Annotated in this window: 23 protein-coding genes; 12 read left to right on the top strand and 11 right to left on the bottom strand. The window is 63.8% G+C overall.

Annotated elements, in window-relative coordinates:
* Positions 1–19 precede the first annotated feature (19 nt).
* Entirely contained in the window at positions 20–925 is a 906-nt protein-coding gene (locus tag PXK07_RS06090; protein ID WP_274847308.1) for a LysR family transcriptional regulator, read from the bottom strand.
* 254 nt (positions 926–1,179) lie between these two features.
* Here PXK07_RS06090 and PXK07_RS06085 point away from each other — a divergent pair, with 254 nt between their 5' ends.
* Together PXK07_RS06085 and PXK07_RS06080 are read left to right on the top strand one after the other, a co-directional pair.
* Positions 1,180–1,503, top strand: a complete 324-nt coding sequence (locus PXK07_RS06085; protein ID WP_274847307.1) for an NIPSNAP family protein — start codon at positions 1,180–1,182, stop codon at positions 1,501–1,503.
* A complete protein-coding gene (locus PXK07_RS06080; RefSeq protein ID WP_274847306.1) occupies positions 1,500–1,844 on the top strand; it encodes an antibiotic biosynthesis monooxygenase family protein in 345 nt (114 codons plus the stop codon). Before PXK07_RS06085 ends, PXK07_RS06080 begins: the two co-directional genes overlap by 4 nt.
* Positions 1,845–1,875: 31 nt before the next feature.
* Here the strand turns inward: PXK07_RS06080 and PXK07_RS06075 are convergent, their stop codons facing one another.
* Together PXK07_RS06075 and PXK07_RS06070 are read right to left on the bottom strand one after the other, a co-directional pair.
* Positions 1,876–2,817 carry a CorA family divalent cation transporter gene (locus PXK07_RS06075; protein WP_274847305.1) on the bottom strand — a complete coding sequence of 314 codons (942 nt, stop codon included), beginning with the start codon at positions 2,815–2,817 and terminating at the stop codon, positions 1,876–1,878.
* A 208-nt stretch (positions 2,818–3,025) separates the two neighbouring features.
* Positions 3,026–5,053, bottom strand: a complete 2,028-nt coding sequence (locus tag PXK07_RS06070; protein ID WP_274847304.1) for an NADPH-dependent 2,4-dienoyl-CoA reductase — start codon at positions 5,051–5,053, stop codon at positions 3,026–3,028.
* A gap of 136 nt (positions 5,054–5,189) precedes the next feature.
* Between PXK07_RS06070 and PXK07_RS06065 the strand changes: the two genes are divergently transcribed.
* Together PXK07_RS06065 and PXK07_RS06060 are read left to right on the top strand one after the other, a co-directional pair.
* Positions 5,190–5,672, top strand: a complete 483-nt coding sequence (locus PXK07_RS06065) for an RNA pyrophosphohydrolase (RefSeq protein WP_274847303.1) — start codon at positions 5,190–5,192, stop codon at positions 5,670–5,672.
* Position 5,673: 1 nt separating this feature from the next.
* Positions 5,674–6,195, top strand: a complete 522-nt coding sequence (locus PXK07_RS06060) for a hypothetical protein (protein WP_274847302.1) — start codon at positions 5,674–5,676, stop codon at positions 6,193–6,195.
* A 9-nt stretch (positions 6,196–6,204) separates the two neighbouring features.
* On the opposite strand, the gene PXK07_RS06055 is transcribed toward PXK07_RS06060, so the two are convergent.
* On the bottom strand, positions 6,205–7,095 hold the full coding sequence (locus tag PXK07_RS06055; RefSeq protein ID WP_274847326.1) for an EamA family transporter: 891 nt from the start codon (positions 7,093–7,095) through the stop codon (positions 6,205–6,207).
* 84 nt (positions 7,096–7,179) lie between these two features.
* Between PXK07_RS06055 and PXK07_RS06050 the strand changes: the two genes are divergently transcribed.
* Positions 7,180–7,668, top strand: coding sequence for a MarR family winged helix-turn-helix transcriptional regulator (locus PXK07_RS06050; protein WP_274847301.1), 489 nt, complete (start codon positions 7,180–7,182; stop codon positions 7,666–7,668).
* 145 nt (positions 7,669–7,813) lie between these two features.
* Here PXK07_RS06050 and PXK07_RS06045 read toward each other — a convergent pair whose 3' ends face one another.
* Together PXK07_RS06045 and nth are read right to left on the bottom strand one after the other, a co-directional pair.
* Positions 7,814–8,803 (bottom strand): adenosine kinase, encoded by a 990-nt coding sequence (locus PXK07_RS06045; protein WP_274847300.1) that lies wholly within the window; start codon positions 8,801–8,803, stop codon positions 7,814–7,816.
* On the bottom strand, positions 8,800–9,444 hold the full coding sequence (gene nth, locus PXK07_RS06040) for an endonuclease III (RefSeq protein WP_274847299.1): 645 nt from the start codon (positions 9,442–9,444) through the stop codon (positions 8,800–8,802). The genes PXK07_RS06045 and nth overlap by 4 nt, the downstream gene beginning before the upstream one ends.
* Before the next feature lie 181 nt (positions 9,445–9,625).
* Here nth and PXK07_RS06035 point away from each other — a divergent pair, with 181 nt between their 5' ends.
* The 4 genes from PXK07_RS06035 (at position 9,626) to PXK07_RS06020 (ending at position 12,859) form a co-directional block, all read left to right on the top strand.
* Positions 9,626–10,501 carry a bifunctional helix-turn-helix domain-containing protein/methylated-DNA--[protein]-cysteine S-methyltransferase gene (locus PXK07_RS06035; protein ID WP_274847298.1) on the top strand — a complete coding sequence of 292 codons (876 nt, stop codon included), beginning with the start codon at positions 9,626–9,628 and terminating at the stop codon, positions 10,499–10,501.
* Between the two features lie 133 nt (positions 10,502–10,634).
* Entirely contained in the window at positions 10,635–11,294 is a 660-nt protein-coding gene (locus PXK07_RS06030; protein ID WP_274847297.1) for an OmpA family protein, read from the top strand.
* A 129-nt stretch (positions 11,295–11,423) separates the two neighbouring features.
* A complete protein-coding gene (locus tag PXK07_RS06025; protein WP_274847296.1) occupies positions 11,424–11,966 on the top strand; it encodes an NADPH-dependent FMN reductase in 543 nt (180 codons plus the stop codon).
* 71 nt (positions 11,967–12,037) lie between these two features.
* Positions 12,038–12,859, top strand: coding sequence for an FAS1-like dehydratase domain-containing protein (locus PXK07_RS06020; RefSeq protein ID WP_274847295.1), 822 nt, complete (start codon positions 12,038–12,040; stop codon positions 12,857–12,859).
* A gap of 226 nt (positions 12,860–13,085) precedes the next feature.
* Here the strand turns inward: PXK07_RS06020 and PXK07_RS06015 are convergent, their stop codons facing one another.
* Positions 13,086–14,144: an NAD(P)/FAD-dependent oxidoreductase gene (locus PXK07_RS06015; RefSeq protein WP_446728353.1), complete on the bottom strand. Its 1,059-nt coding sequence runs from the start codon at positions 14,142–14,144 to the stop codon at positions 13,086–13,088.
* 64 nt (positions 14,145–14,208) lie between these two features.
* Between PXK07_RS06015 and mnmD the strand changes: the two genes are divergently transcribed.
* Both mnmD and PXK07_RS06005 read left to right on the top strand, forming a co-directional pair.
* Positions 14,209–14,907 (top strand): tRNA (5-methylaminomethyl-2-thiouridine)(34)-methyltransferase MnmD, encoded by a 699-nt coding sequence (gene mnmD, locus PXK07_RS06010; protein WP_274847293.1) that lies wholly within the window; start codon positions 14,209–14,211, stop codon positions 14,905–14,907.
* The gene (locus PXK07_RS06005; RefSeq protein WP_274847292.1) at positions 14,904–15,791 is read left to right on the top strand and encodes a DMT family transporter; all 888 of its coding nucleotides are present in this window, start codon (positions 14,904–14,906) and stop codon (positions 15,789–15,791) included. The genes mnmD and PXK07_RS06005 overlap by 4 nt, the downstream gene beginning before the upstream one ends.
* Here the strand turns inward: PXK07_RS06005 and PXK07_RS06000 are convergent.
* Complete coding sequence (locus PXK07_RS06000; protein ID WP_274847291.1) at positions 15,765–17,723, bottom strand: lytic transglycosylase domain-containing protein; 1,959 nt, start codon at positions 17,721–17,723, stop codon at positions 15,765–15,767. The genes PXK07_RS06005 and PXK07_RS06000 overlap by 27 nt on opposite strands.
* A gap of 140 nt (positions 17,724–17,863) precedes the next feature.
* Between PXK07_RS06000 and dapA the strand changes: the two genes are divergently transcribed.
* Positions 17,864–18,736, top strand: coding sequence for a 4-hydroxy-tetrahydrodipicolinate synthase (dapA, locus tag PXK07_RS05995; protein ID WP_274847290.1), 873 nt, complete (start codon positions 17,864–17,866; stop codon positions 18,734–18,736).
* Between the two features lie 71 nt (positions 18,737–18,807).
* On the opposite strand, the gene PXK07_RS05990 is transcribed toward dapA, so the two are convergent.
* Genes PXK07_RS05990 through PXK07_RS05980 form a run of 3 tightly spaced genes read right to left on the bottom strand, consistent with a single transcriptional unit; the run spans position 18,808 to position 23,308 of the window.
* Positions 18,808–19,695 (bottom strand): dimethyl sulfoxide reductase anchor subunit family protein, encoded by an 888-nt coding sequence (locus tag PXK07_RS05990; protein WP_274847289.1) that lies wholly within the window; start codon positions 19,693–19,695, stop codon positions 18,808–18,810.
* Positions 19,695–20,477, bottom strand: a complete 783-nt coding sequence (locus PXK07_RS05985) for a 4Fe-4S dicluster domain-containing protein (protein WP_274847288.1) — start codon at positions 20,475–20,477, stop codon at positions 19,695–19,697. The genes PXK07_RS05990 and PXK07_RS05985 overlap by 1 nt, the downstream gene beginning before the upstream one ends.
* Positions 20,474–23,308 (bottom strand): molybdopterin oxidoreductase family protein, encoded by a 2,835-nt coding sequence (locus PXK07_RS05980; RefSeq protein WP_274847287.1) that lies wholly within the window; start codon positions 23,306–23,308, stop codon positions 20,474–20,476. The genes PXK07_RS05985 and PXK07_RS05980 overlap by 4 nt, the downstream gene beginning before the upstream one ends.
* Between the last annotated feature and the right edge of the window lie 13 nt (positions 23,309–23,321).

Raw genomic sequence — 23,321 nt, 5'->3', positions numbered from 1 at the left:
TGTCAGTTGCGGAAGCCGGTCACCACTTCAGCGGGTCTCGGTCGGCAAAGGCATGCACCAGGAAATCGATGAAGGCGCGCACCTTGGGCTGGGTGAACTTGCCGGGCGGGTAGACCGCATAGATCCCTTGGGTTTCCATCGGCAGGTTGGGCATCACGTCCTCCACCAGCCCTTCGGACATGGCTTCGGAGTAGAGGTAACTGGGCAGATAGGCGATGCCGAGGCCGGAAATCGCGGCGTTCAGCAGGGATTGCCCGTCGTTCACCGACAGCCAGCCGGTGGTGCGCACCTGGCGTTTCTCGCCCGAGGGCGCGGTGATCTTCCAGACATTGCCGCTCGATTGGTTCGAGTAGTGCAACAGCTTGTGTTCGTTGAGATCGTCGATCTTCTGCGGGCGCCCGTATTGTGCCAGATAGGTGGGCGAGGCGATCATGCGCTTGGTGGTTTCGGTCAGTTTGCGGGCACGCAGGGAGCTGTCTTCCAGCTCGCCAATGCGCAGCGCCATGTCGAAACCTTCCGAGATCAGCTCCACATAGCGGTTGTTCAACACCATGTTGACGGTGATCTCGGGGAAATCGCGCAGGAAGTCCGACAGGACCGGTGATAGGTGATTGACCCCGAAATCGGTGGCGACCGAGATTCGCAGCAGGCCGGAGGGGGCCGATTGCATCGATGTCACCAGGGCGTCCGCTTCGCCGGCATCGTTAAGAACGCGTCGCGCCCGGTCGTAATAGGCCAGCCCGATTTCCGTGGGCGACACACGCCGGGTGGTCCGGTTCAGAAGCCGGGCGCCAAGGCGGGCCTCAAGGCTGGAGACATGTTTGGAGACGGCCGACTTGGAGATCCCCATCTTGCGTGCCGCATCGGTGAAACCACCTTGATCCACCACATTGGCGAAGGCCTCCATTTCGGTCAGTCGATCCATTTTGCCCGTCCTCGAACTCTGCGTCTGACCTAAGGGTTTGCCGTTCAATTCGGGCAAGAACGGGGCGAGCTTGGGATAATTGCGGGGTTTTTGCCGCATCGTTTACGTCTGCGAAACGCACCGTGGGTGACCGCATCGATCTGAACCGGCCATGGCTCTTTTGGGGAAGAGATCGCTTCGCTCCGCAGCGAAACATGAGCCACGTTCTGGCCGCTAGGGGTTCAGTGTCAAACAGCACGCCAAAGGAGTTTTTGATGCTGACATGTGTGATCCGCTATCAGATCGATCCGACCAAACGGGATCAGTTCATTCAATACGCCAAAGCCTGGGGGCAGGCGATTCCGCGCTGTGGTGCGGATCTGATCGGCTACTTTGCCCCGCATGAGGGGTCATCGACGCTGGCCTACGGGATCTATACTGTTGACAACCTGGCCGCCTACGAGGCCTATCGCGCCCGCCTTGCCGAAGATCCCTTGGGTCGCAGCAATTACGAGTTTGCCCAGCGCGAGAAATTCCTTGTCCGCGAGGATCGGACGTGGCTCAAACTGGTCTCCACACCGCATGGAGACAGCGCATGATTGCCATCATTTTCGAAGTGACCCCGGCGCCGGGAAAGAAGGACGCCTATCTGGAGGTCGCCGCCCGGATGCGGGATCTGTTGCAGGACATGGAGGGGTTCATCTCGGTCGAACGGTTCCAGAGCCTGACCAACCCGGAGAAACTCCTGTCGCTGTCGTTCTGGGAGGATGAAGAGGCGGTGACACGCTGGCGGGCGCTATCGGCCCATCGGGCAGCGCAGAAACAGGGGCGCGAGGATCTGTTTTCCGGCTACCGCCTGCGGGTGGCCGGTGTCATCCGCGATTATGGGATGGAGGATCGCGATCAGGCGCCGGGCGACAGCCGCAATCTACATGGTTGAGTCTGCGGCCTGTCGTGGCGGTTCAAGGGGGTCAGAACAGCCGGGACCAGCGCAACACGACGATCATCGCGGCGCTGAGCGCCACCAGCGCAAGGCATAGGATGGCAAAGGCCAGCGGTGTCTCCAGTCCGGGCATGCCCGCGACGTTCACGCCGAACAGTCCGGTGACAAAACCCAGCGGCAAGAACACGGCGGCTACGATCGACAGGATATAGCTGTTGCGGCTCATCTTGCGGGCCAGTTCCGCATCCGTATGGTCCTGGATCACCGCCAACCGGTGGTTCAGGGAGGTCAGGGCCTCATCGCTGAGGGTGACGAGGTTGACCGCCTCCCGCAAATCGGTCTGTTCCTCGGGGGTCATGATCCGGTCGCCCAGCTGTTGCAAGCGGGTGAGGGCGACGCGCTGCGGCTCCATATACCGGTGCAGTTTCAAGACGTCGCGCCGTGGTATCTTCAGGGCATCATCGGCCGGCAGGTTGCCCTCGTCGATCTGTTCTTCCAGCGTTTCGGTGGCCGCGGTCAGGTCCAGCACCACGTCCCGTGCGCGTAAGGCCAGCCCGTGAATGAGCTGGTCGAGGAAGCGACCGACCGTGCCAGGCCCCGTGCCGTTGGCGCAGCCCTGGCGGATGTCATCCAGGGCGAACACCTTGCGCTTGCGCACGGTGATGATGGTCTTGGGGGTGACCCACATGCGCAGGGAGACCATTTCCGCAGCTGCCGCGCCCGAGTTCAGGTTGACGCCGCGCAGGTTCAGGATCAGCCCATCGCCCAGAGCGTCGCAGCGTGGGCGGGTTTCCTGTTCCGTCAGCGCCCGGCCCGGGATCGGGGGCAGGTGCTCTGCGATCCAGCCAGCCAACTCCGGGTCTCCAAGGTCGAAATGCAGCCAGCGCAGGCTGCCGCGACCTGTCGGCTTCAGATCGGGGGCCTTGCGGCAATTCCCATCGGGCCAAAGGTCATAGGCGCAGATCGGCATGCGGGATCTCCCTCAAGGTGCATGTGCGCGTAGCCTAGACTGTTGTCCGTCCGGGAGCCAGTGTCCGGCGTTGCGGAAAAGGTTCCGGTTCGCGCGTGGCACCGCGCATCGCGCGGTGCCATGCCCAAGGCTGCCAAGGGGTCTCGGCGCAGCCGGGACAGCTGCAGGCGCGGGAGTGCCACCGTGCTGGGTGAGGCCTCCCGACCGGTCAGAGCGCTGCGGCCAGCCGGGTGCCCTGGTTGATGGCACGCTTTGCGTCCAGTTCCGCCGCAACATCCGCGCCGCCGATCACATGGGCCGTGATGCCTTGTGCCTCCAGCGCATCCGCCAAGGAGCGTTCAGAGAGCTGGCCTGCACAAAGCACGATCGTGTCGGCGGCAATCACGGTGGGGTTCTCCCGCGCTTCGCCAAAGCTCACGTGCAGGCCATCACTGTCGATCTTCTCGTAGTTCACGCCGCCCACAAAATTCACGCCCTTCATTTTCAGCGTGGCGCGGTGGATCCAGCCGGTGGTCTTGCCGAGGCCCTTGCCATGTGCCTGGGCCTTGCGCTGCAGTAGCGTCACCTCGCGGGCGGGGGCCTCGGGCTGCGGTCCTTCGGGGGCCAGGCCCGAGCGATGCTCGGCGGGGTCCGTCACCCCCCATTCCTTCATCCAGAGCGGCAGGTCCTCGGTGGGGCTTTTGCCCTCGTGCAGCAGGTATTCGGAGACATCGAAACCGATGCCACCCGCGCCGATCACCGCGACGCGCTTGCCGACCTCGGCCTTGCCGCGCAGAACGTCGATATAGCTCAGCACGTTGTCGCGGTCCTGGCCGGGAATGCCCGGATCGCGCGGGGTGACGCCGGTGGCGATCACCACCTCGTCAAAGCCCGTCAGATCCTCGGCCGCCACTTCGCGGCCCAGTTCCAGCGTGATACCCGCGTCAGCAACCATGGCGCGGTACCAGTCCACCAGCCCCCAGAACTCTTCCTTGCCGGGCACCTGTTTCGCCATGTTGAGCTGGCCGCCGATCTCATCCGCCTTGTCGAACAGAGTCACCTTATGGCCGCGCTGGGCGGCAGTGAGGGCCGTCGACAGACCCGCGGGGCCGGCACCGACGATGGCGACGCTCTTGGCCGCGGCAGCCGGTTCGATCACCAGTTCGGTTTCGTGGCAGGCGAGGGGGTTCACCAGGCAGGAGGTCAGCTTGCCGCCAAAGGTATGGTCAAGGCAGGCCTGGTTGCAGGCGATACAGGGCGCGATGCGGCTGGATTTGCCGTCTTCGGCCTTGGCCACGAAATGCGCATCGGCCAGCAAGGGGCGCGCCATCGACACCATATCGGCGCAGCCGGTGTCCAGCACCTCTTCGGCCACCTCGGGCGTGTTGATCCGGTTCGAGGTCACTACCGGGATCGAGACCTTGCCCATCAGTTTCTTCGTCACCCAGGCAAAGGCCGCGCGTGGCACCGAGGTCGCGATGGTCGGAATGCGCGCCTCGTGCCAGCCGATGCCGGTGTTGATGATGGTGGCGCCCGCCTTTTCGATTTCCTGCGCCAGTTGTACCACCTCGTCATGGGTGGAGCCATTGGGCACAAGGTCGATCATCGACAGGCGATAGATGATGATGAAATCGGAGCCGACCGCCTCGCGGGTGCGGCGCACAACTTCAATCGGCAGGCGCATGCGGTTCTCATAGGAGCCGCCCCAGCCATCGGTGCGCTTGTTGGTATGGGTGACCAGGAACTGGTTCAGGAAGTAGCCTTCGGAGCCCATGATCTCGACCCCATCATACCCGGCTTGCTGCGCCAGACGCGCCGCATTCACGATGTCCGAGATCTGTTTTTCGATGCCCTCTTCGTCCAGCTCGTTCGGCGGGAAGGGGGAGATCGGCGATTTCACGGCGCTGGGCGCCACGCATTTCGGGCCATAGGCATAGCGGCCCGCATGCAGGATCTGCATGGCGATCTTGCCGCCTGCCTCATGCACGCGGGTCGTGACGATGCTGTGGTTCTTCACATCCTCTTCGGTGGTCATCATCGCAGCCCCCGGCAGGACCGAGCCTTCGAGGTTCGGACCGATGCCGCCCGTCACCATCAGGGCGACGCCACCGCGTGCGCGCTCGGCGTAGAATTCGGCCACCCGGTTCCAGTCGCGGGTCTCTTCCAGACCGGTGTGCATGGAGCCCATCAGCACGCGGTTCTTCAGCGTGGTGAACCCCAGATCCAGCGGCGCCAGCAGTTTTGGGTACGCAGTCATCGACACTCTCCCTATCCTTTGGGCCGCAGGATCGCGCTTGGCGCGGGGTTTGTCACCTGTCAACGCGGCGTCACCCCCTTGCGTGCCCCGGCGGCAGCAGGTCTAATCATGGCAAGGATAGATCCAAGGAAGACCCATGACACCGGAAGACATCGCCAAACTGCCCTATCGCCGCAATGTGGGCGTCATGATGATCAACGCCGACGGGGCGGTCTTTGTCGGCCAGCGCTCGGACCGCTACAAGGATGCTTGGCAGATGCCCCAGGGCGGCATTGACGAAGGCGAGGATCCGCGCACCGCAGCCCTGCGCGAACTGGAGGAAGAGACAGGGGTGTTGCCCTCGCTGGTCGAGATCATCGCCGAATCCGAAACCTGGCTGCCCTATGATCTGCCGCATGACGTGGTGCCGAACTTCTGGGGCGGACGCTATCGCGGGCAGGAACAGAAATGGTATCTGATGCGGTTCTTGGGCTCTGACGATCAGGTGCGCATCGACACCGATCACCCCGAATTCTCTGCCTGGTGCTGGCAGCCGGTAGAGCATCTGGTGGAAAAGATCGTGCCTTTCAAACGCGAGGTCTACGCGCGGGTGGTCGAGGAATTCAGGAGGCACCTCTAGGATGAGACGCTTGCCGCACCTGTTGCGAAGCTTCGCGGTCGCTGTCGCATCTTTGGCGGCGCTGGGGGCAGGAACATCGGCACAGGCGCTCAGCTGCGCGCCCTGGGGTGTTACGGATGCCTATCTCAAGGCCGCCAGTTCCAACCGCTCCTACGCCATTCTCCAGGGGCGGCTCTCATTCGATGAACGCCGCCTGCCGCGGGCGCCTGCGAGCAATCCGAACGCTGCCCCTCCTGTGACCCAGTTTCGTGGGAGCTTCAATGGCGCGCTTCTGGGTGCGCGGGATTTTGACCGCGCCGTGAGGGCGGATGTGGTGATCGAGGTGCAATGCATGGGGCCCTGGTGCGGCAGGGCAAAATCGGGTGTGGAGTACCTGATCTTTGCCGAGCAGCGCGGCCGTGATCTGATCGTCCGGTTCGATCCCTGCGGCCAGTTTGCCTTTGCCGGGAATATCCACGCGCTGCGCAAACAGGTGCTGGACTGTCACCGTGGCACGGCCTGCGTGCCGCTTGCTCCACAGTGACAGGACCGCCTATTTGGCGGCAGCACTCAAGGGGTTTGAGGGGCTGCCGCGCCGAGGCGCTTTGGCTCCCTGCTGACCCAGCCAGAGGCTGAAAAGCGCAAGAGCCGCACCGATCATCTGATAATGGTTCAGCGTTTCCTGCATGAAAAGCCAGCCCAGGATCACCGCCGTCAGCGGGCTGAGCACGCCCAGGAGCGAGACGGCGGAGGGATCAATCCGCGCCAGCCCCCGGAACCACAGGATATAGGTCAGCGCACCGCCAATGAGGCTCATGTAGGCAAGGCCAAGAATGTTCTCTGCAGTGAAACGAGGTATCTCGGGCACGGTACAGAGGGTCAGCGGGATCAGCAGCAGGCCCCCGGCGGTCAGTTGCCAGGCGGTGAAGGTCAGCGGCGGCACCGGCGGCTGCCATTTGCGCGTCAGCACCACGCCAGCGGCCATGGAGAGCGCGCCGCCAAGCCCTGCGAGAACGCCGATCGTGTCCAGCTGCGCCGCGGGTGTCAGGACCAAGAGGGCAACACCGGCGATGCTGAGGGCTGCAGCCAGGATTGAGGCCAGTCTGATGGGGGCGTTCAGGACCAGCCCCGACAGGAAGACCACCACCAGCGGCTGAACCGCGCCCAAAGTGGCCGCGACCCCTCCCGGCAGGCGATAGGCGGACAGGAACAGAAAGGTCCAGAACAGCGAGAAGTTGAGCGCGCCCAGGACCAGCAGCTTTGGCACCCAGGTCATGGGAGGCAACTGGCGCACCAGCAGCAGTAACAGCAACCCCGCAGGCAGGGCGCGTAGCAGGGCCACGGTAAAGGGCGAATGGCCCGGCAGGAAATTGGTCGTCACGATATAGCTGCTGCCCCAGATTGCCGGTGCCAGCGCGGTCAGGATCAGGTCTCGGGTCTGCATCAGCGTCATCTCCATGTGTATCTTGAGGTCGAGATAAATCGCTTTCATCTTGACGTCAAGATATTTTGCCGCGAAACAGAATACATGGATCATGTGGATTTTATCACCCAGCAATGGGAACGGGAGCGGCCGGATCTTGATGTCACGGCCATGGGGATCATCGGCCGGGTGGGGCGTCTCTATCTGGCCTATCAGGCCGAGATGCAGAAGACCTTTCAGCGTTTTGGTCTCAACGCGGCCAAGTTCGACGTTCTGGCGACCCTGCGCCGGGCCGGTGTGCCATATGAGTTGTCGCCGGGCGATCTGTTGAAGGCGACCATGGTGGCCTCGGGGACGATGACCAATCGGATCGACCGGCTGGAGGCGGATGGGCTGGTGTCGCGCAAGGTGAACCCGGCGGACAGTCGCAGCTTCCTGGTCGGGCTGACCGATCAAGGCCTGGGGCTGATCAATGACGCGGTTGAAGCGCATGTGGCGACGCAGGCCGGTCTGCTTGGGGAGATGGCCGCTGAGGATGTCGAGCGCTTCAAGGCGCTATTGTCCAAGGCCCTGGTTGCGGCAGGCAGCCGCTGACATCCTGCGCGGGCTTGCGCCCTTGCGTCCTGCGGACGGCGGGGGCGAGCGTGGCGCGGAGCGGCTTTGCCGCTCCGCGCCACGCCCAACGGGAGATGGTGACCCTTAGGGCATCTTCGACCGGCGGGAGCTTTTCCGCCCGTTCTCAGAGAAGCCCTTCGGCCTTCAGGATCTCGCGCATGTCCTGTTCGGGGCGCGGTCCGATATGGCTGATCACCTCTGCAGCGCAGGCATTGCCGATCTTGGCGCAGGTTTCCAGATCGCGGCCCGTGGCCAGACCGAACAGGAAGCCGGCGGCGAATTGATCGCCGGCGCCGGTGGCATCCACCGGCACCACCTTGGTGACGGGCACATCGATGCGGGTTTCCCCGGCGATCACCGAGACCCCGTCACCGGAGCGGGTGCAGACCACCAGCGGACAGATCGCGGCGGTCTTGGCCAGCGCCTCTTCCAGATCGTCGGTTTCAAACAGCGAGCGGATCTCGTCCTCGTTGCCGATCACGAACTCCAGCTCGTTCTCGATCAGCGACAGGAAGTCGGCGCGGTGGCGTTCGACGCAGAAGGGGTCGGAGATGGCGATACCCGGCTTGCCGCCGCCCAGGCGACAATCGCGTGCGGCCTCCATGAAGGCCGTCTTGCCCTTGTCCTTGTCAAAGAGATAGCCCTCCAGGAACATGATCTGCGTCTGCCCGGCGACCTCGTTCGGTACGTCCGGAGAGCTGAGCTCGGAGGAAATCCCAAGATAGGTGTTCATCGACCGCTCGCCGTCGGGTGACACAAAGATCATCGACCGCGAGGTGGGCAGCTCACCGCCCGGTACTGGCGGGTTGACGAAATCGACGCCATCCTCGTTCATCGCGTCGGCATAGAAGCGGCCCAAAGCATCGTCATGCACCCGCCCGATAAAGGCGGCATCGAGCCCCAGCGCACCGGCGCCGGCGATGGTGTTGGCGACCGAACCGCCGGGCGTCTGCACCCGGCTTTCCATCGCGCCATACAGAACCTCGCCGCGTTCGCGCTCGATCAGCTGCATGATGCCCTTCTCGATCCCCATATGGTCAAGAAAGCTGTCGTCGCATTGGCTGATCACATCGACGACGGCGTTGCCGATGCCGACAATCTGGTAGGTTTTCATAAGTTCTTGTCCTCGTATTGGCACAGGTCGCGGATGAGGCAGGTGCCGCACATCGGCTTGCGTGCCTTGCAGTGATAACGGCCGTGCAGGATCATCCAGTGATGGGCGTGCTGCTGGAAATCGACCGGGATATTGTCTTCGATGGCGCGCTCGACCGCGTCCACATCCTTGCCGGGGCAGATGCCGGAACGGTTGCCGACCCGGAAGATATGGGTATCCACCGCCTGCGCCGGGTAGTGCCACCACATGTTCAGAACCACATTGGCGGTCTTGCGACCCACCCCCGGCAGCGATTGCAGCGCGGCGCGGGAGTTTGGCACTTCGCCGCCGTAATCATCGACCAGAATGCGGGCCATCTTGATGACGTTCTTGGCCTTGTTGCGGAACAGGCCGATCGTCTTGATATGTTCGATCAGCCCCTCTTCGCCGAGGTCCAGCATCTTTTGCGGGGTGTCCGCGATCTTGAACAGTTCGCGCGTGGCCTTGTTGACGCCTGCGTCCGTGGCCTGTGCCGACAGGGCGACGGCCACCACCAATGTGTAGACATTCACATGGTCCAGTTCGCCCTTGGGTTCCGGCTCGGCTGCCTGAAACCGCGAAAAGATCTCTCGCAGGGTGTGGTAATCGAGTTGCTTTGCCATGCCGCCCCTTTTGCCGATCCGTGTCCGACCACGCAAACGAAAAACGTCTCCTTGGTTTCGCAGGGCTTGCGACCTGTTGCCTCTGGAACAGGGGCATCGGCAGCAAAGCGCAAAATCCGGGTCGTTTGGCGCGCAGCTCTTGGTTACTCTCTCCGGAGTGCAAAACGCAGGAGAGCAGGCAATGACCGGTCAGGCGCAAGAAGACAGCTATCACTACGGCGTCATCCGGCGTGCGATCGAGGTGATCGACGCGGGCGGGGAAGATCTGAGCCTTGAGATGCTGGCCGCGCGTATGCAGATGAGTCCGGCCCATTTTCAGCGGGTGTTTTCGGCCTGGGTGGGCGTCTCTCCCAAGCGCTATCAGCAATATCTGCGGCTGGGTCACGCAAAGACGCTGCTGCAGGAGCGGTTTTCCACGCTAGAGACCGCCCATGCGGTGGGGCTGTCGGGATCGGGACGCCTGCATGATCTCTTCCTGCGCTGGGAGGCGATGAGCCCCGGCGAATATGCCCGCAAAGGCGCGGGGCTGCAGATCCGCTGGGGCTGGTTTGACAGCCCCTTTGGCCTGGCTCTGGTCATGGGCACCGAAAAAGGCATCTGCGGGCTGGCCTTCGCGGCAGAGGTCGGGGCTGAACCAACCATGGCCGACATGCGCGCCCGCTGGCCCAGTGCGACGTTCGTCGAGGATCCCATGGGGCTGCGTCCGCTGGCAGAGGCCATCTTTTCCCAACGCGGGGAGGCGGCGCTGCATATGATCGGGGCGCCGCTTCAGATCAAGGTCTGGGAGGCGCTGCTGCGCATCCCCTCGGGCCATGTCACCACCTATTCCGAGCTGGCGCGCGCCATAGGCTCCCCCCGTGCGGTGCGGGCGGTGGGGACGGCGGTGGGCAAGAACCCGGTCAGCTGGCTCATTCCCTGTCACCGCGCCCTGCGCAAATCCGGCGCCCTGGGCGGATATCATTGGGGCACGGGGGTCAAACGGGCCATGCTGGCCTTCGAGTCGGCACAGGACGACAGCAAGATCGCGGCCAGCGTGGAGGGGCGGCAATCCGCCTAAGGGCCTCGGTCTTTTCGTGAACGGGTCTTGAACGGGGATGGGACAGCCGCAATACTGCCCGCAAAACAGGCATGACTGCAGCTGGCTCGGGCCAGGCTGCACGCCACGCGGAGCAGGCAAAAGGCTGAAGGAAATGACGATTTTGAAAATCTCGACCGTGGCGGCGGTGAGTCTGGTTCTTGGCCTTGGCGCCTGTACCGACCCGGCCATGCTGAACAGGGATGGCAGCCCCAGCAAGGAGCGCCAGGGTTTGATCGCAGGCGGTATTCTGGGGGCCGGCATCGGTGCCCTTTCGGGAGCAAGCAATAAGACCGCAGCCGTGATCGGTGGCGCCGCCGCTGGTGCCCTTGCGGGCGGTTTGATCGGCAGCCAACTGGACAAGCAGGAAGCCGAGCTGCGACAGTCGATCGCTAATGATCGCATTGCCATCGTCAATACCGGAGACCGGCTGATCCTGCTGTTGCCGGATGATCTGACCTTTGCCACCGACAGCTCGGATCTTACGCCGTCGATCCGCGCGGACCTGCTGAAGGTCGCGGACAGTCTGGTGCGCTATCCCAATAGCACAGTGCAGGTGATCGGCCATACCGACAGCGATGGCGATGCGGCCTACAATCAGGGCCTGTCCGAGCGTCGCGCATCTGTGGTGGCCGATCAGATCCAGGCGGGCGGCGTGCCCTACAATCGGATCCGCACCATCGGTCGCGGAGAGGCGGAGCCGGTTGCCAGCAACCTCACCGAAGAGGGCAAGGCGCAGAACCGGCGGGTGGAGATCGTGATCATCCCGCAGTAGCGGGCGCGCTCTTTTGGGCACGCGGCTGTGAACTGATGCACATAGGCTCCGCAGCGACAGGTCTTTGCCTTTGAAACGGGCCGATCTAAGGTCTGCGCCATTGCGGCTTTGAACTCAAAGGACATTGATATGAGCAATCCGGTGCTTCTCACTCTGTCGGGATCTCTGCGTGCGGGGGCGAGCAATCGCCTGCTGCTGAAGGAGGCCGCGCGCTTTTTTGGCCCCTCCACCCATGTCGAAGGTGATCTGAACCTGCCGCTTTACAATGGCGATGACGAGGAGCGGGTCGGCGTGCCTGCTGCGGTGCAGGCGCTGGCGGATCAGATTGCCGCAGCCGATGCGGTGGCGATTTCCACGCCGGAATACAACAAGGGACCGTCGGGGGCCTTGAAGAACGCGCTGGACTGGGTGAGCCGGACCGATGGCGCCCCCTGGGCAGATAAACCCGTGGCGGTGATGTCGGCAGCGGCGGGGCGCGCAGGCGGCGAGCGGGCGCAGATGGTGCTGCGCGGCTTCATGGTGCCGTTCCAGCCGCGCCTCATTTCGGGGCCTGAGCTGCACCTGGCGAATTCGTCCAATGAGTTTGACGACCAGGGGCAGTTGAAAAGCGATCTCTATCGCAACACCCTTGAGACGCTGATGCAAAAGCTGCGCGCAGAAATCGGCCGTTGATCCGATGGTGCCGGGCGGGGCGGAGGTCTCCCGCCGCTTGTCCTTTTGGCGGGGCGGAGTAAAGTCGCGCCATGACAGAGCAGCCAGATACCCCGACCGAAGAGCGTCAGAGCGACGTAATGGATCCCGCCCGCGCCGCTGCCTTTGAGGTGGCGCTGGGGCGGCAGGCGACGATCAGCGCAGGCAGCCCCTTGCCGCCGTTTTTCCATCAGCTCTACTTCTGGGCGCCCCAGCCGCCTGAATGTCTGGGGCGGGATGGCCATCCGCGCGTGGGTGCGGCTGGCGGGTTGATCCCCGACCTGGGCTTGCCGCGCCGCATGTGGGCGGGTGGTCGTTTGCAGTTCGATGCGCCTTTGTGCGCCGGGATCCGGGCCGAGAAACACTCGGTGTTGGAGCGCGCGGAACACAAAGAGGGGCGCAGCGGACCGCTGGCCTTTGTGACCCTGCGGCACGAGGTTTGGCAGGAGGGGCGGCTGTGTCTGACGGAATGGCAGGATCTGGTCTATCGGGAGGATCCTGATCCGGCGGCGCAACAGCCGATTGCGCCTGAGGCGCGTCAGGATGAGACTGATGCACGGGAGGAGATGTTTTCCTCGACCCTGCTGTTTCGCTACTCGGCGCTGACCTTCAACGGGCACCGGATCCACTATGATCTCGATTATGCGCGCGATGTGGAGGGCTATGAGGGGCTGGTGGTGCATGGCCCCCTGCTGGCGCAGAAACTGATGCTTTTGGCGGAAGAGGTGATCGGCCCCTTGAAGCGGTTTTCCTTCCGGGCCTCTTCCCCCTTGATGCATTTTGAAACAGCTACCTTCTGCCGCAACGGGAATGATCTATGGGTGCGCGGCCCCGATGGGCGGCAATGCATGAGTGCCACGGCTGAAGGGGCCTGACGGAAGGGCTCCCGCCTGCCGGGCCATATTCTGCGAATATGACGCTGCCAGTTGGGCCCGGCGCCGCTGCGCGGCGCAAAAGGGGCTGAGAAGCGTTTTGAGGGGCAGGTCTGCCCCTCAAAAGCGCGATCCCGATTGTGGGGGTTGCGCTTCGCGTCAAGGGCAAGGCGCGCGATGCGCGCAGGCTGCGCCTCCCTTGACCCGGAGCACAGCAGAAACGCGCGCCTCAGAGGTTGTCTTCGATGCGGAACCCATGGGGAATGCTGTCGGTCTGCTCCAGAAGCAGGTCGGTCATGACCTCGGCCACCTTGGGGGCCATGCCAAAGCCGATCTTGAAGCCGCCGTTGGCGATGAAGTGACCGGGGCGATCCGGCCAGGCGCCCAGCATGGGCGCGCGGGACTTGGCGCGGGGGCGGACCCCGGCCCAGCGCTCGATCACCTGGGCCTGCTGCAGTAGAGGGAGAGCAGCGCGGGCGCGGGTGAGGATATCGTCCAGCTGTTCGTCTGTGCTTCCCGCGTCATCAAACTCCCGCTCGCTGGTGGAGCCGATGGCTACGGTACCGTCCGCATGCGGGATGATGTGCAGGCTGTCGGCATAGAGCTGGGGCACTTCTCCGGCGTCGTGACGCAGCAGGGCGGCCTGTCCCTTGACGCCGCTACCGATGGGTTTGCCGAGCAGTCGGTTCAGGTCTTGTAGCCCCGCGTATCCGCTGGCGTGGACAACCTGTCCTTGATCGTCCCCGTCTGAAAGGATGGGAACACCTTGCGCCTTCAGGGCCGCCACGAGGGCAGCGCAGGCGCGGCGCGGGTGCATGCGGGCGCTGAGCGTATCGTGGATCACGAGGCCGGTGGCGCTGGGCGGTGCCCAGTCTCCGAATGCCTCGGCCGGGCGGACCTTCCATTCGGCCTGTGGTCCTGCTTCTGTCCGCCAGAGCTCTGCTGCCGTGGCTTCGCGCTGGCGGGCCAGCTCCAGCGTGCGGGCGTCATTGATCGGTTGCAGCCGTCCTGTGCGCCCATATCCGGGTGAAACGCCGCCTGCCTGTTCCACCTCGGCCCAGAAGCCTTCGGCCCTCAACAGGCTTTCGAATTGGAACTGCTTCTTGGGGTTCCAGTTCTCCGGCACATGTGGCGCCAGCGCGCCCACAAGGCCGCCGCTGGAGCCGGCGCCCGGGCCGAAGGGATCGATCACCTGCACCTTTGCGCCGCGCCGGGCGCAGGCCCAGGCGATGGAGAGGCCGAAGATGCCTGCCCCGCGCACAGTGATATCAGCCGTGATATCTGCCATTGCCATTCGCCCGCCCTTTCGCCAGTGTCGCGCCACTTCGCCATATCACTTAGGGGAAAACAGCATGGCAGACCAGCAGGCCCGTGATCGGCAAGCCCGTGATCAGCAGGCCAGCCTCAGCTGGCGCGACGGCAGCGTTCCGGTGTCAGACCAGTTCGACGATCCCTATTTCTCGATCCAGGACGGGCTGGCGGAGACAGAGCATGTGTTTCTGGCCGGGAACGATCTGCCGACGCGCTTTGCCCCCGGTTTTCACATTGCGGAGCTGGGTTTTGGCACCGGGCTGAACCTGCTTGCTGCCTGGAAACTGTGGGAGGAAAGCGGGCAGAGCGGCGCGCTACGGTTCACCAGCTTCGAGGCCTTCCCAATGGTGCCCGCCGATATGGCAAAGGCGCAAACGGCCTTTCCCGCCGTCACCCCCTGGGCCGAACGATTTCTGGCAAAATGGAGCGGGGAGGGCAGCTGCACCTTTGACACCCTGCAGTTTCAGATGGTCAGGGGCGACGCGCGCCTGTCGCTGCCGGAGTGGACAGGGCAGGCCGATGCCTGGTTTCTGGACGGGTTTTCCCCGGCCAAGAACCCCGAGTTGTGGGGCGAGGATCTGATGGCGGAAGTGGCCCGGCACACGGCGCCCGGCGGCACGGCAGCAACCTATACGGCGGCGGGCTTCGTGCGTCGGGGGCTGGAGGCGGCGGGTTTCACCGTTACCCGCATCCCGGGCTATGGGCGCAAGAGACATATGACAAAGGCAGAACTGGCATGAGCAGCACAGAGACCCACGCGGCAGGAGATAACACGCGCCTTGGCGTGCTGCTGATGATCGGCGCCACCATCGTCTTTGCTCTGCAGGACGGGATCTCGCGCCATCTGGCGGGGGAATACAACGTCTATATGGTGGTGATGATCCGCTACTGGTTCCTGTCGCTCTTCGTGGTGTCCATCGCGTTGCGCCAGCCCGGCGGGCTGAAAAAGGTCGCCCGCACCCGGCAGATCTGGCTGCAGATCTTTCGCGGTTTCATCTGCGCGGCCGAAATCTGCGTCATGGTGCTGGCCTTTACCCTTTTGGGGCTGGTGGAAAGCCATGCTGTGTTCGTCTCCTACCCCTTGTTGATCGCGGCGCTGTCGGGACCCATCCTGGGCGAGAAGGTCGGGATCTGGCGCTGGAGTGCGATTCTGGTCGGTTTCCTGGGGGTGCTGATCATCCTGGAACCCGGCGTTGGCGTCTTCCAACCCGCGGCCCTTGTGCCGCTTCTGGCGGCCTTGATGTTTGCCCTATACGGGCTGCTGACGCGCTATGCGGCGCGAAAGGACAATTCGGCGACCAGTTTCTTTTACGTGGGCGTTGTCGGCGTTGTCTTCATGACGCCGATCGGCCTCTGGAACTGGGAGGCGATGAGCGCGCCGGATTGGGGCTGGATGGGGCTGTTGTGCCTGACCGGGGCACTTGGGCACTACCTTCTGATCCGCTGCTACGAGGCTGCCGAGGCCAGCGCGGTGCAGCCCTTTGCCTATCTGCAGTTGCCCTGGGCGGCTATGCTGGGGCTTGTGGTCTTTGCCGAGACGATCCGCTTCAACGTGGCGCTCGGCGCCGGTATCGTTGTGGCGGCGGGGCTCTTCACCCTATGGCGTGAACGCCGCAAGGGTTGAGCCTTTCAGCTCGCGCGAGAACGGGATCGGCAGGGGCGCCTTGCCCAGCCGCGCGCGGTAGACCGGCAGGCTTTCGGTCACGCGCATCACGTAGTTGCGGGTCTCGTTGAAGGGGATGTGCTCGATCCAGTCGATGATGTCGGGGGTGCCGTCGCGGGGATCGCCGTAGCGCTCCATCCAGGCGAGGGGGCGCCTTGGGCCGGCATTGTAGCCGGCCGCCATCATCACCACGTTGCCGCCGAATTCCTCGGCCAGGCGCGCGAGATACTGCGCGCCAAGGGTGGCGTTGTAATCCCATTCGGCGGTCAGGCGGGCGGTCTTGTGATCGTCCAAAATGCCCAGCTCCCCGGCCACCAGTTTTGCGGTGGCGGGCATCACCTGCATCAGCCCGCGCGCGCCCGCATGGCTGATCACGCCCGCGTCGAATTCGCTTTCGCGCCGGGCGATGGCGAGGGTCATCTCAGGTGCCATGGGCAGTTTCTGCTCGGCGACCGGATGCAGCGGGTAGTATGCGCCTTTCAGCTCGACCCCGTCTTGCGCGGCCCGTTTGCCGATCATCACGGCGAGGTGGGGTTGACCCATCTCGACGGCCATCTGGCCCAGCTGCAAGGCCTCTTGGGGGGGCAGGCTTTCAGTCAGATGGGTCAGGAAACGCTCTCCCAGGGACAGCTCCCCGGCACGCAAGAGCTGCAGCCCGGCCTCGGTCACCGAAGAGTTCAGAAAACGCGCGCTGCGCCAGCCCGGCAGGGCAGGCGGGGTTGCCAGCTCTGGATCGAATGGACGTCCCAGTGCCTCGGCGGCGAGGATCCCGTAGAAGGAGGTCTGATAGGCGGCACCCTTGGCATAGGCGGCATGGGCCTGTTCCACCTGGCCAAGCGCTGCATAGGCGCGGCCCAGCCAGTAGCCGCCGCGCCCGATGGAAATGGGCGTCTCGACGGAGGAAAGGAAGCGTTCGAAATGCTGCGCAGCGAGCGCTGGATCATTGAGCTTGCGCAGGGCGATATAGCCGGCCAGCCATTCGCAATCGGAATAGCCATAGCCCGCGTCCGGGGTCGAGAAATGATGCGCGGCCAGTTGGTAGGCCCGTTCGTTATTGCCATCACGCATGTCCTGACGGGCAAGATCGCGGCGGCGGCGCAGCCAGTCTTCGGGGCGGCCAAGCCTGTCGGCGCTGGTGCTGCGCTCCATCAGCATCTCGATGGCGCCCTCGCGTCGCCCCTTCTGATCGCGCCAGTCGAAACGGTCATAGGCAAGGCCCGCATCATCTTTCAGATCGCCGGGCACTGCGGCGATCTTGGCATCAACGCCCGCGGTGCGTTCCTGCAGGGCGATGCGCGCCTCGGCCAGTTTGCGGGGGCCATCCGGCACCAGGTCGAGCATGCGCCGGGCGCTGACCAAGTGGTGATCCCACAACAGCCGATCCAGGCGGGCCACGTGATGCGGTCTGAGCTGGGAGCCAAAATCCGCAAGAAAGGCAGACTGCAGCTCTTCGGTCATCGGCATGGTTTGCCAGGCGCGGATGATCTCGGCCTCAGCCTCGCTGCGCCGCCCGGCCCGGATCAATGCGCGGCCCAGGCTCAGCGCGCCTTCGGCGGTCTTGGGGCTGTGGTTCGAGTAGAAGGAAATCGTGACGGGATGCGGCGCCTTGGCCAGGTTTTCCTCCTGCTGCTGTCGCAGGTAGGGCAGGCCGGGCCAGTCCGGGCGCCGCGCCAGGAAGGACATCACATCCCGCGATGTCCCTTCGCCCGCGCGCAAGCGATGCCATTCGACGATATCGCGGGCAACCGTGGTTTCCGGCCCGGCCCGTTCCCCTGCCGCGTTCCAGTCCTTGTCCCGCACCAGGTCCAGCGCCTCTGACAGGCGGTCCGCGCGGGCGGGATCGGCGCCAAGAAGCGGGAGGACCAGTAGAATGAAGGTCAGAATGCGTGTCATCTCTTGCATTTTCTTGTGAACAGGGGATAGAGGCTTTGACGATAAGCCGTGACGGGCCGGTATCAACTCAAATCCCGGTCATGTCCACCATTCCGGCGGGGCTTTGCCTGCCGATCACTCGCAACTAAGGGAGCGTGCCCATGTTCAAAGGCTCTATGCCAGCCCTCGTCACTCCGTTTCGCAACGGCGAGTTGGATCTGGATACGCTCAAACACCTGGTAGAATGGCAGATAGAGCAAGGCTCGACCGGTCTGGTCCCCGTGGGCACCACCGGCGAAAGCCCGACGCTGAGCCACGAAGAGCACGAAACCGTGATCGCCGAGGTGGTGAAGGCCGCCGCGGGCCGGGTGCCGGTCATCGCAGGCGCTGGCTCCAACAACACGGTCGAGGCGATTCGCTTTGTCGAATTCGCCGCACGCATCGGCGCCGATGCGGCCCTGGTGGTGACGCCCTATTACAACAAGCCGACCCAGCGCGGCATGGCGGCGCATTTCACCGCGCTGCACGACTGCGCCGATATCCCGATCGTGATCTACAACATCCCGGGCCGTTCGGTGGTCGACATGAGCCCGGCGACCATGGGTGAGCTGGCCAAGCTGCCGCGGATCGTGGGCGTCAAGGACGCCACCGGCAAGCTGGAGCGTGTGAGCCAGCAGCGCGCCTCCTGCGGTGCGGATTTCATCCAGCTGTCGGGTGAGGACGCCACCGCGCTGGGCTTCAACGCCCATGGCGGCGTCGGCTGCATCTCGGTCACCGCGAACGTGGCACCGAAGCTCTGCGCCGAATTCCAGGCGGCGACCCTGGCGGGCGATTACAAGACCGCGCTGGAGTATCAGGACCGCCTGATGCCCCTGCACGAGGCGATCTTTATCGAGCCGGGTCTGGTGGGCGCGAAATACGGCCTGTCGAAACTGGGCCTGTGCAGCGAAGAGGTCCGCTGCCCGCTGACCACGCTGGAAGACAGCACCAAGGCGGCGATCGACGCGGCCATGAAACACGCAGGCTTGCTGTAAGGCACATCTGAACAGTTGTCAAAAAAGGCGGCTCCGGGTGGGCCGCCTTTTTCTTTGTGTTCAAGTCAGGTTCAGCGCTTACCGTAGTAGAGGCCGACCACATGTTCGGCCTCGGCAAAGAACAGCCAGCGCAGGCAGGCGACCCCGGCGATATGCAGCAGCACCGCAAGGCCCGCCATCAGGTGCTTCAGCATCAGCCCCGAGAAGGGGATGACCATCAGCGCAATCGGCAGGGCAAAGGCGAGGGCAAAGCCGATCACCCGCAGTTTCAGCGCGTGTTTGCGGCCCAGCACATAGGTGAATTCGCGCAGCAGGTAGTTGCTGCCCGTGTGCGGCGGCTCGAATGCACGCACGGCGCCGCGATCCCCCAGTCCCGTGGCTGTGCCGATGTCTGTGCCGGATTGCGCCAGCGGCTTACCCGTCTTGGCCCAATAGATGAGCTGAATCGCCCCGGCCAAGGCCAAGAGCCAGGGCGCAAGGCTTTCGCGTCCGGCCAACAGGGCTCCGCCCGCGATTGCGAAACTGAGAAACACCATGGGTGTCAGCGGGCTATGCCAGCGTGGGATCGTCTTCAGCTGGGTGTAGATCATCGCCGTGGTGAAGACCGTGCCGATGCTGAGTACCGCGCCAAGGGCACCTAAGAAACGCCAGTCGGTCTCAAGGAAAACGGCACCGGCAGCGTAGATTGCCATGATAACCAGCGCGGCGACGGCAGCGCATCCCTCGCGGCTGAGCCAACTTGTACGCCACTGGCTGAAGGCCTTCCAGGCGCGTTCGGGGTGACCCAGATGAAAGGTCGAGGCCAGCAGTCCGCCCACGGCCAGCGCATAGGCGATGGCGTAAAAGACGAAGGCGACCCAGCCGGTGACCGAAGGCATGCCAAGCCCGAGGAAGGCGAGCAGTCCAAAGCCAAGCCCTGACAGGGTGGTGAAAATGATGACGGAAGGGGCCGGATGCATCAGGAATTTCCTCCGGGCAGTTTATCAAGCGCCTTGTCCAGCCAGCCAAGGAAGCCGGTAGGTTCTTCCGCGACAGGCGCCAGTAGCGGAGCCAGCACGTCGATCTGATCCTCGATCCGGTCCTTGGGGCGGGGTGGCAGGTATTTGTTGACGGGTTTGGTGCCCATCTCGGGCATCAGGTCCATGCCGCCGCGCGCTGCGACCAGTTGCGAGACATCACTGTCCGGATCTCCGAGATCGCCGAAATGCCGCGCCCCTGCGGGACAGGTGCGCACGCAAGCGGGGATGCGGTCCACTTCGGGCAGGTTGTCGTTATAGATCCGGTCCACGCAGAGGGTGCATTTCTTCATCACGCCTTCGGCCAGGTCCAGCTCGCGCGCGCCATAAGGGCAGGACCAGGCACAAAGCCCGCAGCCGATACAGTCGCTTTCATTGACCAGAACGATGCCATCCTCGACCCGCTTGTAGCTGGCGCCGGTGGGGCAGACGGTGACGCAGGGGGCATCCTCGCAGTGCAGGCAGGATTTGGGGAAATGCACCAGCTGGGCAGCGGGGGCGGGCTGGGCGCCTGTGGCCTGTGGTTGCACCTCATAGGAATGCACCCGGTTGAGGAAGGTGCCGGAGGGATCGGCGCCATAGGGATCCTGATCCGACAGCGGCGCGCCGTAGTTTTCGGTGTTCCAACCCTTGCAGGAAATCACGCAGGCATGGCAGCCGACGCAGGTATCCAGATCGATGACCAGACCCATCTTGCGGTCTGTCTGTGCAGGTAATTCGGTCATTTGCCCACCTTCCATTTCAGATCCTTTGGCCCCGTTCCCACCGGCGAGGTGATCGGCGCGAAGGCAGGCTGGCTTTCGCTCATGCCGTCCGGCGGCGCGGCCTTTTCGATCTTCACCTTGAGGTCGAACCAGGCGGCCTGGCCGGTGATCGGATCCGAGTTCGCCCATCTTAACCCGTCGCCCTTGGGGGGCAGCAGCTCGTGGATCAGGTGGTTGAGCAGGAAGCCCTTGGTGGCCTCGGGCGCGTTTTCGTCCAGCGCCCAGGCCCCCTTGCGCTTGCCGATGGCATTCCAGGTCCAGACCGTGTTTTCATTGAGCGCGGCCATCTCCATCACTGGCACGGTGATCTCCCCGTGCGGAGAAGAGACCCGCGCCCAATCGCCATCAGACAAGCCGTTTTCGCGCATCAGTTTTGTCGGCACATACAAGGGATTGCGCCCATGCAGCTGCCGCAGCCAGGCGTTCTGGCTGCCCCAGGAGTGATACATCGCCATGGGGCGCTGGGTCAGAGCGTTGACAGTGAAACCCGCGTTGCCCTGCTGATCACTCTCATACCAGATCGGCAGCGGATCCATGGTGGCCGTGATCCGCGCGCGCAGATGGTCGGGCGGCTGGCGCTCCCCGTATCCTTCGGCTGCCAGTTGAAAGCGGCGGAGCGGCTCGACATAAAGCTGGAACAGGTAGGGTTCGGGCTTGTCATATAGGCCCATGCCCACCGCCCAGTCCTGATAGGCCCTGTTCCAGGGTTTGTAGTAGAGCGCCGCATCGGGGATGTGGCTGACGTGGAAACCGCCGTTTTCAATGTAGCGGTCCAGTTGCGCGGGGTTTGCTGCCCCGCGCCCGGACTCGCTGCCATCCCCGCGCCATCCCGAAAGCGGGCCGATGCCGGGCTTGCGTTCGTGATTGACGATATAATCGGCGTAATCCTGATACTTGGCGCTGCCGTCCTCGGCGGTGAAGCCAGGCAGTTTTAGCCGGTTTGCCAGTTGCACCAGAGCGGTCTGGAAACCGCGCACGTCCCGGTCCGGCTCCACCACCGGCCAGCGGATCGCATCGGCGGCGGCATCCGCTTCGCAGATCGGGCGGTCGAGCAGGGAAATGCAGTCGTGCCGCTCCAGATAGGTGGTGTCTGGCAGGATCAGGTCGGCATAGGCGACCATTTCGGAACTATAGGCGTCCGAATAGATGATGCGCGGGATGACATATTCGCCGTCCGCATCGGTATCGGTCAGCATCTCGATCACGCCGCGGGTGTTCATCGAGGAGTTCCACGACATATTCGCCATATACATGAATAGCGTGTCGATCTTGTAAGGGTCCCCTGCATGGGCGTTGGAGATCACCATATGCATCAACCCATGGGCGCTCATCGGGTTTTCCCAGGTAAAGGCCTTGTCGATACGCGCCGGGCTGCCGTCTTCCTTGAGGGCCAGATCATCGGGGCCGTGCACGAACCCCAGATGCGGGCCATCCAGCGCGCAGTCGGGTTTCACGCCACAGTGGGGTTTGGGATGCGCGGTCGCGGGCTTGGGGTAGGGCGGTTTGAAGCGAAAGCCGCCCGGAACCTCCACCGTGCCGAGAAGGATCTGCAGCACATGCAGCGCCCGGCAGGTCTGGAAGCCGTTGGCATGGGCGGACACCCCGCGCATCGAATGGAATGACACGGGCCGCCCCACCATGGTCTGATGCGTCTCGCCACGAAAATCGGTCCATTCCTGCTGGATCTCGAAGGCCTCGTCAAAGGCGACGCGGGCGATCTCGGCGGCGATGGCGCGAATGCGGCTTGCCGGAATGCCGCAGTGATCGGCCACCGTTTCGGGCGCGTAGTCATCTGACAGGTAGCGTTCCGCCATGAGGTGGAACACAGGCCGGTGCGTGACGCCCGCATGGCGGTAGGTGGCATGCAGATCGGGGCGCACGCCGGGCTGGTCAAAGGGCGCGGGCTTGCCGGTCTTGCGGTCGATCACCAGCTCCTTGCCTGCCTCATCGCGCAGGAACAGGCCCTGTTCCGGCCCCTCGCTGGCGTTCACCAGAACCGGGGCGTTGGTGTAGCGGCTGAGGTAGTCGAGATCGATTTTCCCGGCTTTCAGCAGCACATGCACCAGCGACAGGATGAATAGCCCGTCGGTGCCCGGCGTGATGCCGACCCAGTCATCGGCCACCGCGTTATAGCCAGTGCGGATCGGGTTGACGCCAATCACCCGCGCGCCGCGTGCCTTGATCCGTCCAATGCCCATCTTGATCGGGTTGCTGTCGTGATCCTCCGCGACGCCAAAGAGCAGGAACAGCTTGGTATGGTCCCAGTCGGGTTGGCCGAATTCCCAGAAGGCGCCGCCCATGGTGTAGATCCCGGCCGTTGCCATATTGACCGAGCAAAAGCCCCCATGCGCCGCATAGTTGGGCGTGCCGAAGTTCTGCGCCCAGAAACTGGTGAAGCTTTGCGACTGATCCCGTCCGGTGAAGAAAGCCAGCTTTTCCGGTGCAGTTTTGCGCAAGGGTTCCAGCCAGGACACCGCCAGATCCAGCGCCTCGTCCCAGGTGATTTCCTGAAACTGCCCCGACCCGCGCGGACCGACCCGGCGCAGTGGCGCGCGCAGCCGCGAGGGCGCATTGTGCTGCATGATGCCGGCGCTGCCCTTGGCGCAGAGAACGCCCTTGTTCACAGGGTGATCGCGGTTGCCTTCGATATAGGCGACCTGTTTCCTGCCGTCGCTGCCGGTCTTCATGTGCACATTGATGCCGCAGCGGCAGGCACACATATAGCAGGTGGTCTGACGCACCTCTTCCGAGACGTCGGGTGAGGTGTTCACCCGGGGTTGCTGGACTGTCATCTGGCCTCCCTGT

The sequence above is a fragment of the Phaeobacter sp. QD34_24 genome, assembly GCF_028890115.1.
Taxonomy (GTDB): Bacteria; Pseudomonadota; Alphaproteobacteria; order Rhodobacterales; family Rhodobacteraceae; genus Phycobacter.
This window is presented reverse-complemented; position numbering and strand designations above follow the sequence as displayed.

Coding starts and splice junctions, on each gene's coding strand:
- PXK07_RS06090 (WP_274847308.1), bottom strand. CDS start 925: ATGGATCGACTGACCGAAATGGAGGCCTTCGCCAATGTGGTGGATCAA.
- PXK07_RS06085 (WP_274847307.1), top strand. CDS start 1,180: ATGCTGACATGTGTGATCCGCTATCAGATCGATCCGACCAAACGGGAT.
- PXK07_RS06080 (WP_274847306.1), top strand. CDS start 1,500: ATGATTGCCATCATTTTCGAAGTGACCCCGGCGCCGGGAAAGAAGGAC.
- PXK07_RS06075 (WP_274847305.1), bottom strand. CDS start 2,817: ATGCCGATCTGCGCCTATGACCTTTGGCCCGATGGGAATTGCCGCAAG.
- PXK07_RS06070 (WP_274847304.1), bottom strand. CDS start 5,053: ATGACTGCGTACCCAAAACTGCTGGCGCCGCTGGATCTGGGGTTCACC.
- PXK07_RS06065 (WP_274847303.1), top strand. CDS start 5,190: ATGACACCGGAAGACATCGCCAAACTGCCCTATCGCCGCAATGTGGGC.
- PXK07_RS06060 (WP_274847302.1), top strand. CDS start 5,674: ATGAGACGCTTGCCGCACCTGTTGCGAAGCTTCGCGGTCGCTGTCGCA.
- PXK07_RS06055 (WP_274847326.1), bottom strand. CDS start 7,095: ATGCAGACCCGAGACCTGATCCTGACCGCGCTGGCACCGGCAATCTGG.
- PXK07_RS06050 (WP_274847301.1), top strand. CDS start 7,180: ATGGATCATGTGGATTTTATCACCCAGCAATGGGAACGGGAGCGGCCG.
- PXK07_RS06045 (WP_274847300.1), bottom strand. CDS start 8,803: ATGAAAACCTACCAGATTGTCGGCATCGGCAACGCCGTCGTCGATGTG.
- nth (WP_274847299.1), bottom strand. CDS start 9,444: ATGGCAAAGCAACTCGATTACCACACCCTGCGAGAGATCTTTTCGCGG.
- PXK07_RS06035 (WP_274847298.1), top strand. CDS start 9,626: ATGACCGGTCAGGCGCAAGAAGACAGCTATCACTACGGCGTCATCCGG.
- PXK07_RS06030 (WP_274847297.1), top strand. CDS start 10,635: ATGACGATTTTGAAAATCTCGACCGTGGCGGCGGTGAGTCTGGTTCTT.
- PXK07_RS06025 (WP_274847296.1), top strand. CDS start 11,424: ATGAGCAATCCGGTGCTTCTCACTCTGTCGGGATCTCTGCGTGCGGGG.
- PXK07_RS06020 (WP_274847295.1), top strand. CDS start 12,038: ATGACAGAGCAGCCAGATACCCCGACCGAAGAGCGTCAGAGCGACGTA.
- PXK07_RS06015 (WP_446728353.1), bottom strand. CDS start 14,144: ATGGCAGATATCACGGCTGATATCACTGTGCGCGGGGCAGGCATCTTC.
- mnmD (WP_274847293.1), top strand. CDS start 14,209: ATGGCAGACCAGCAGGCCCGTGATCGGCAAGCCCGTGATCAGCAGGCC.
- PXK07_RS06005 (WP_274847292.1), top strand. CDS start 14,904: ATGAGCAGCACAGAGACCCACGCGGCAGGAGATAACACGCGCCTTGGC.
- PXK07_RS06000 (WP_274847291.1), bottom strand. CDS start 17,723: ATGACACGCATTCTGACCTTCATTCTACTGGTCCTCCCGCTTCTTGGC.
- dapA (WP_274847290.1), top strand. CDS start 17,864: ATGTTCAAAGGCTCTATGCCAGCCCTCGTCACTCCGTTTCGCAACGGC.
- PXK07_RS05990 (WP_274847289.1), bottom strand. CDS start 19,695: ATGCATCCGGCCCCTTCCGTCATCATTTTCACCACCCTGTCAGGGCTT.
- PXK07_RS05985 (WP_274847288.1), bottom strand. CDS start 20,477: ATGACCGAATTACCTGCACAGACAGACCGCAAGATGGGTCTGGTCATC.
- PXK07_RS05980 (WP_274847287.1), bottom strand. CDS start 23,308: ATGACAGTCCAGCAACCCCGGGTGAACACCTCACCCGACGTCTCGGAA.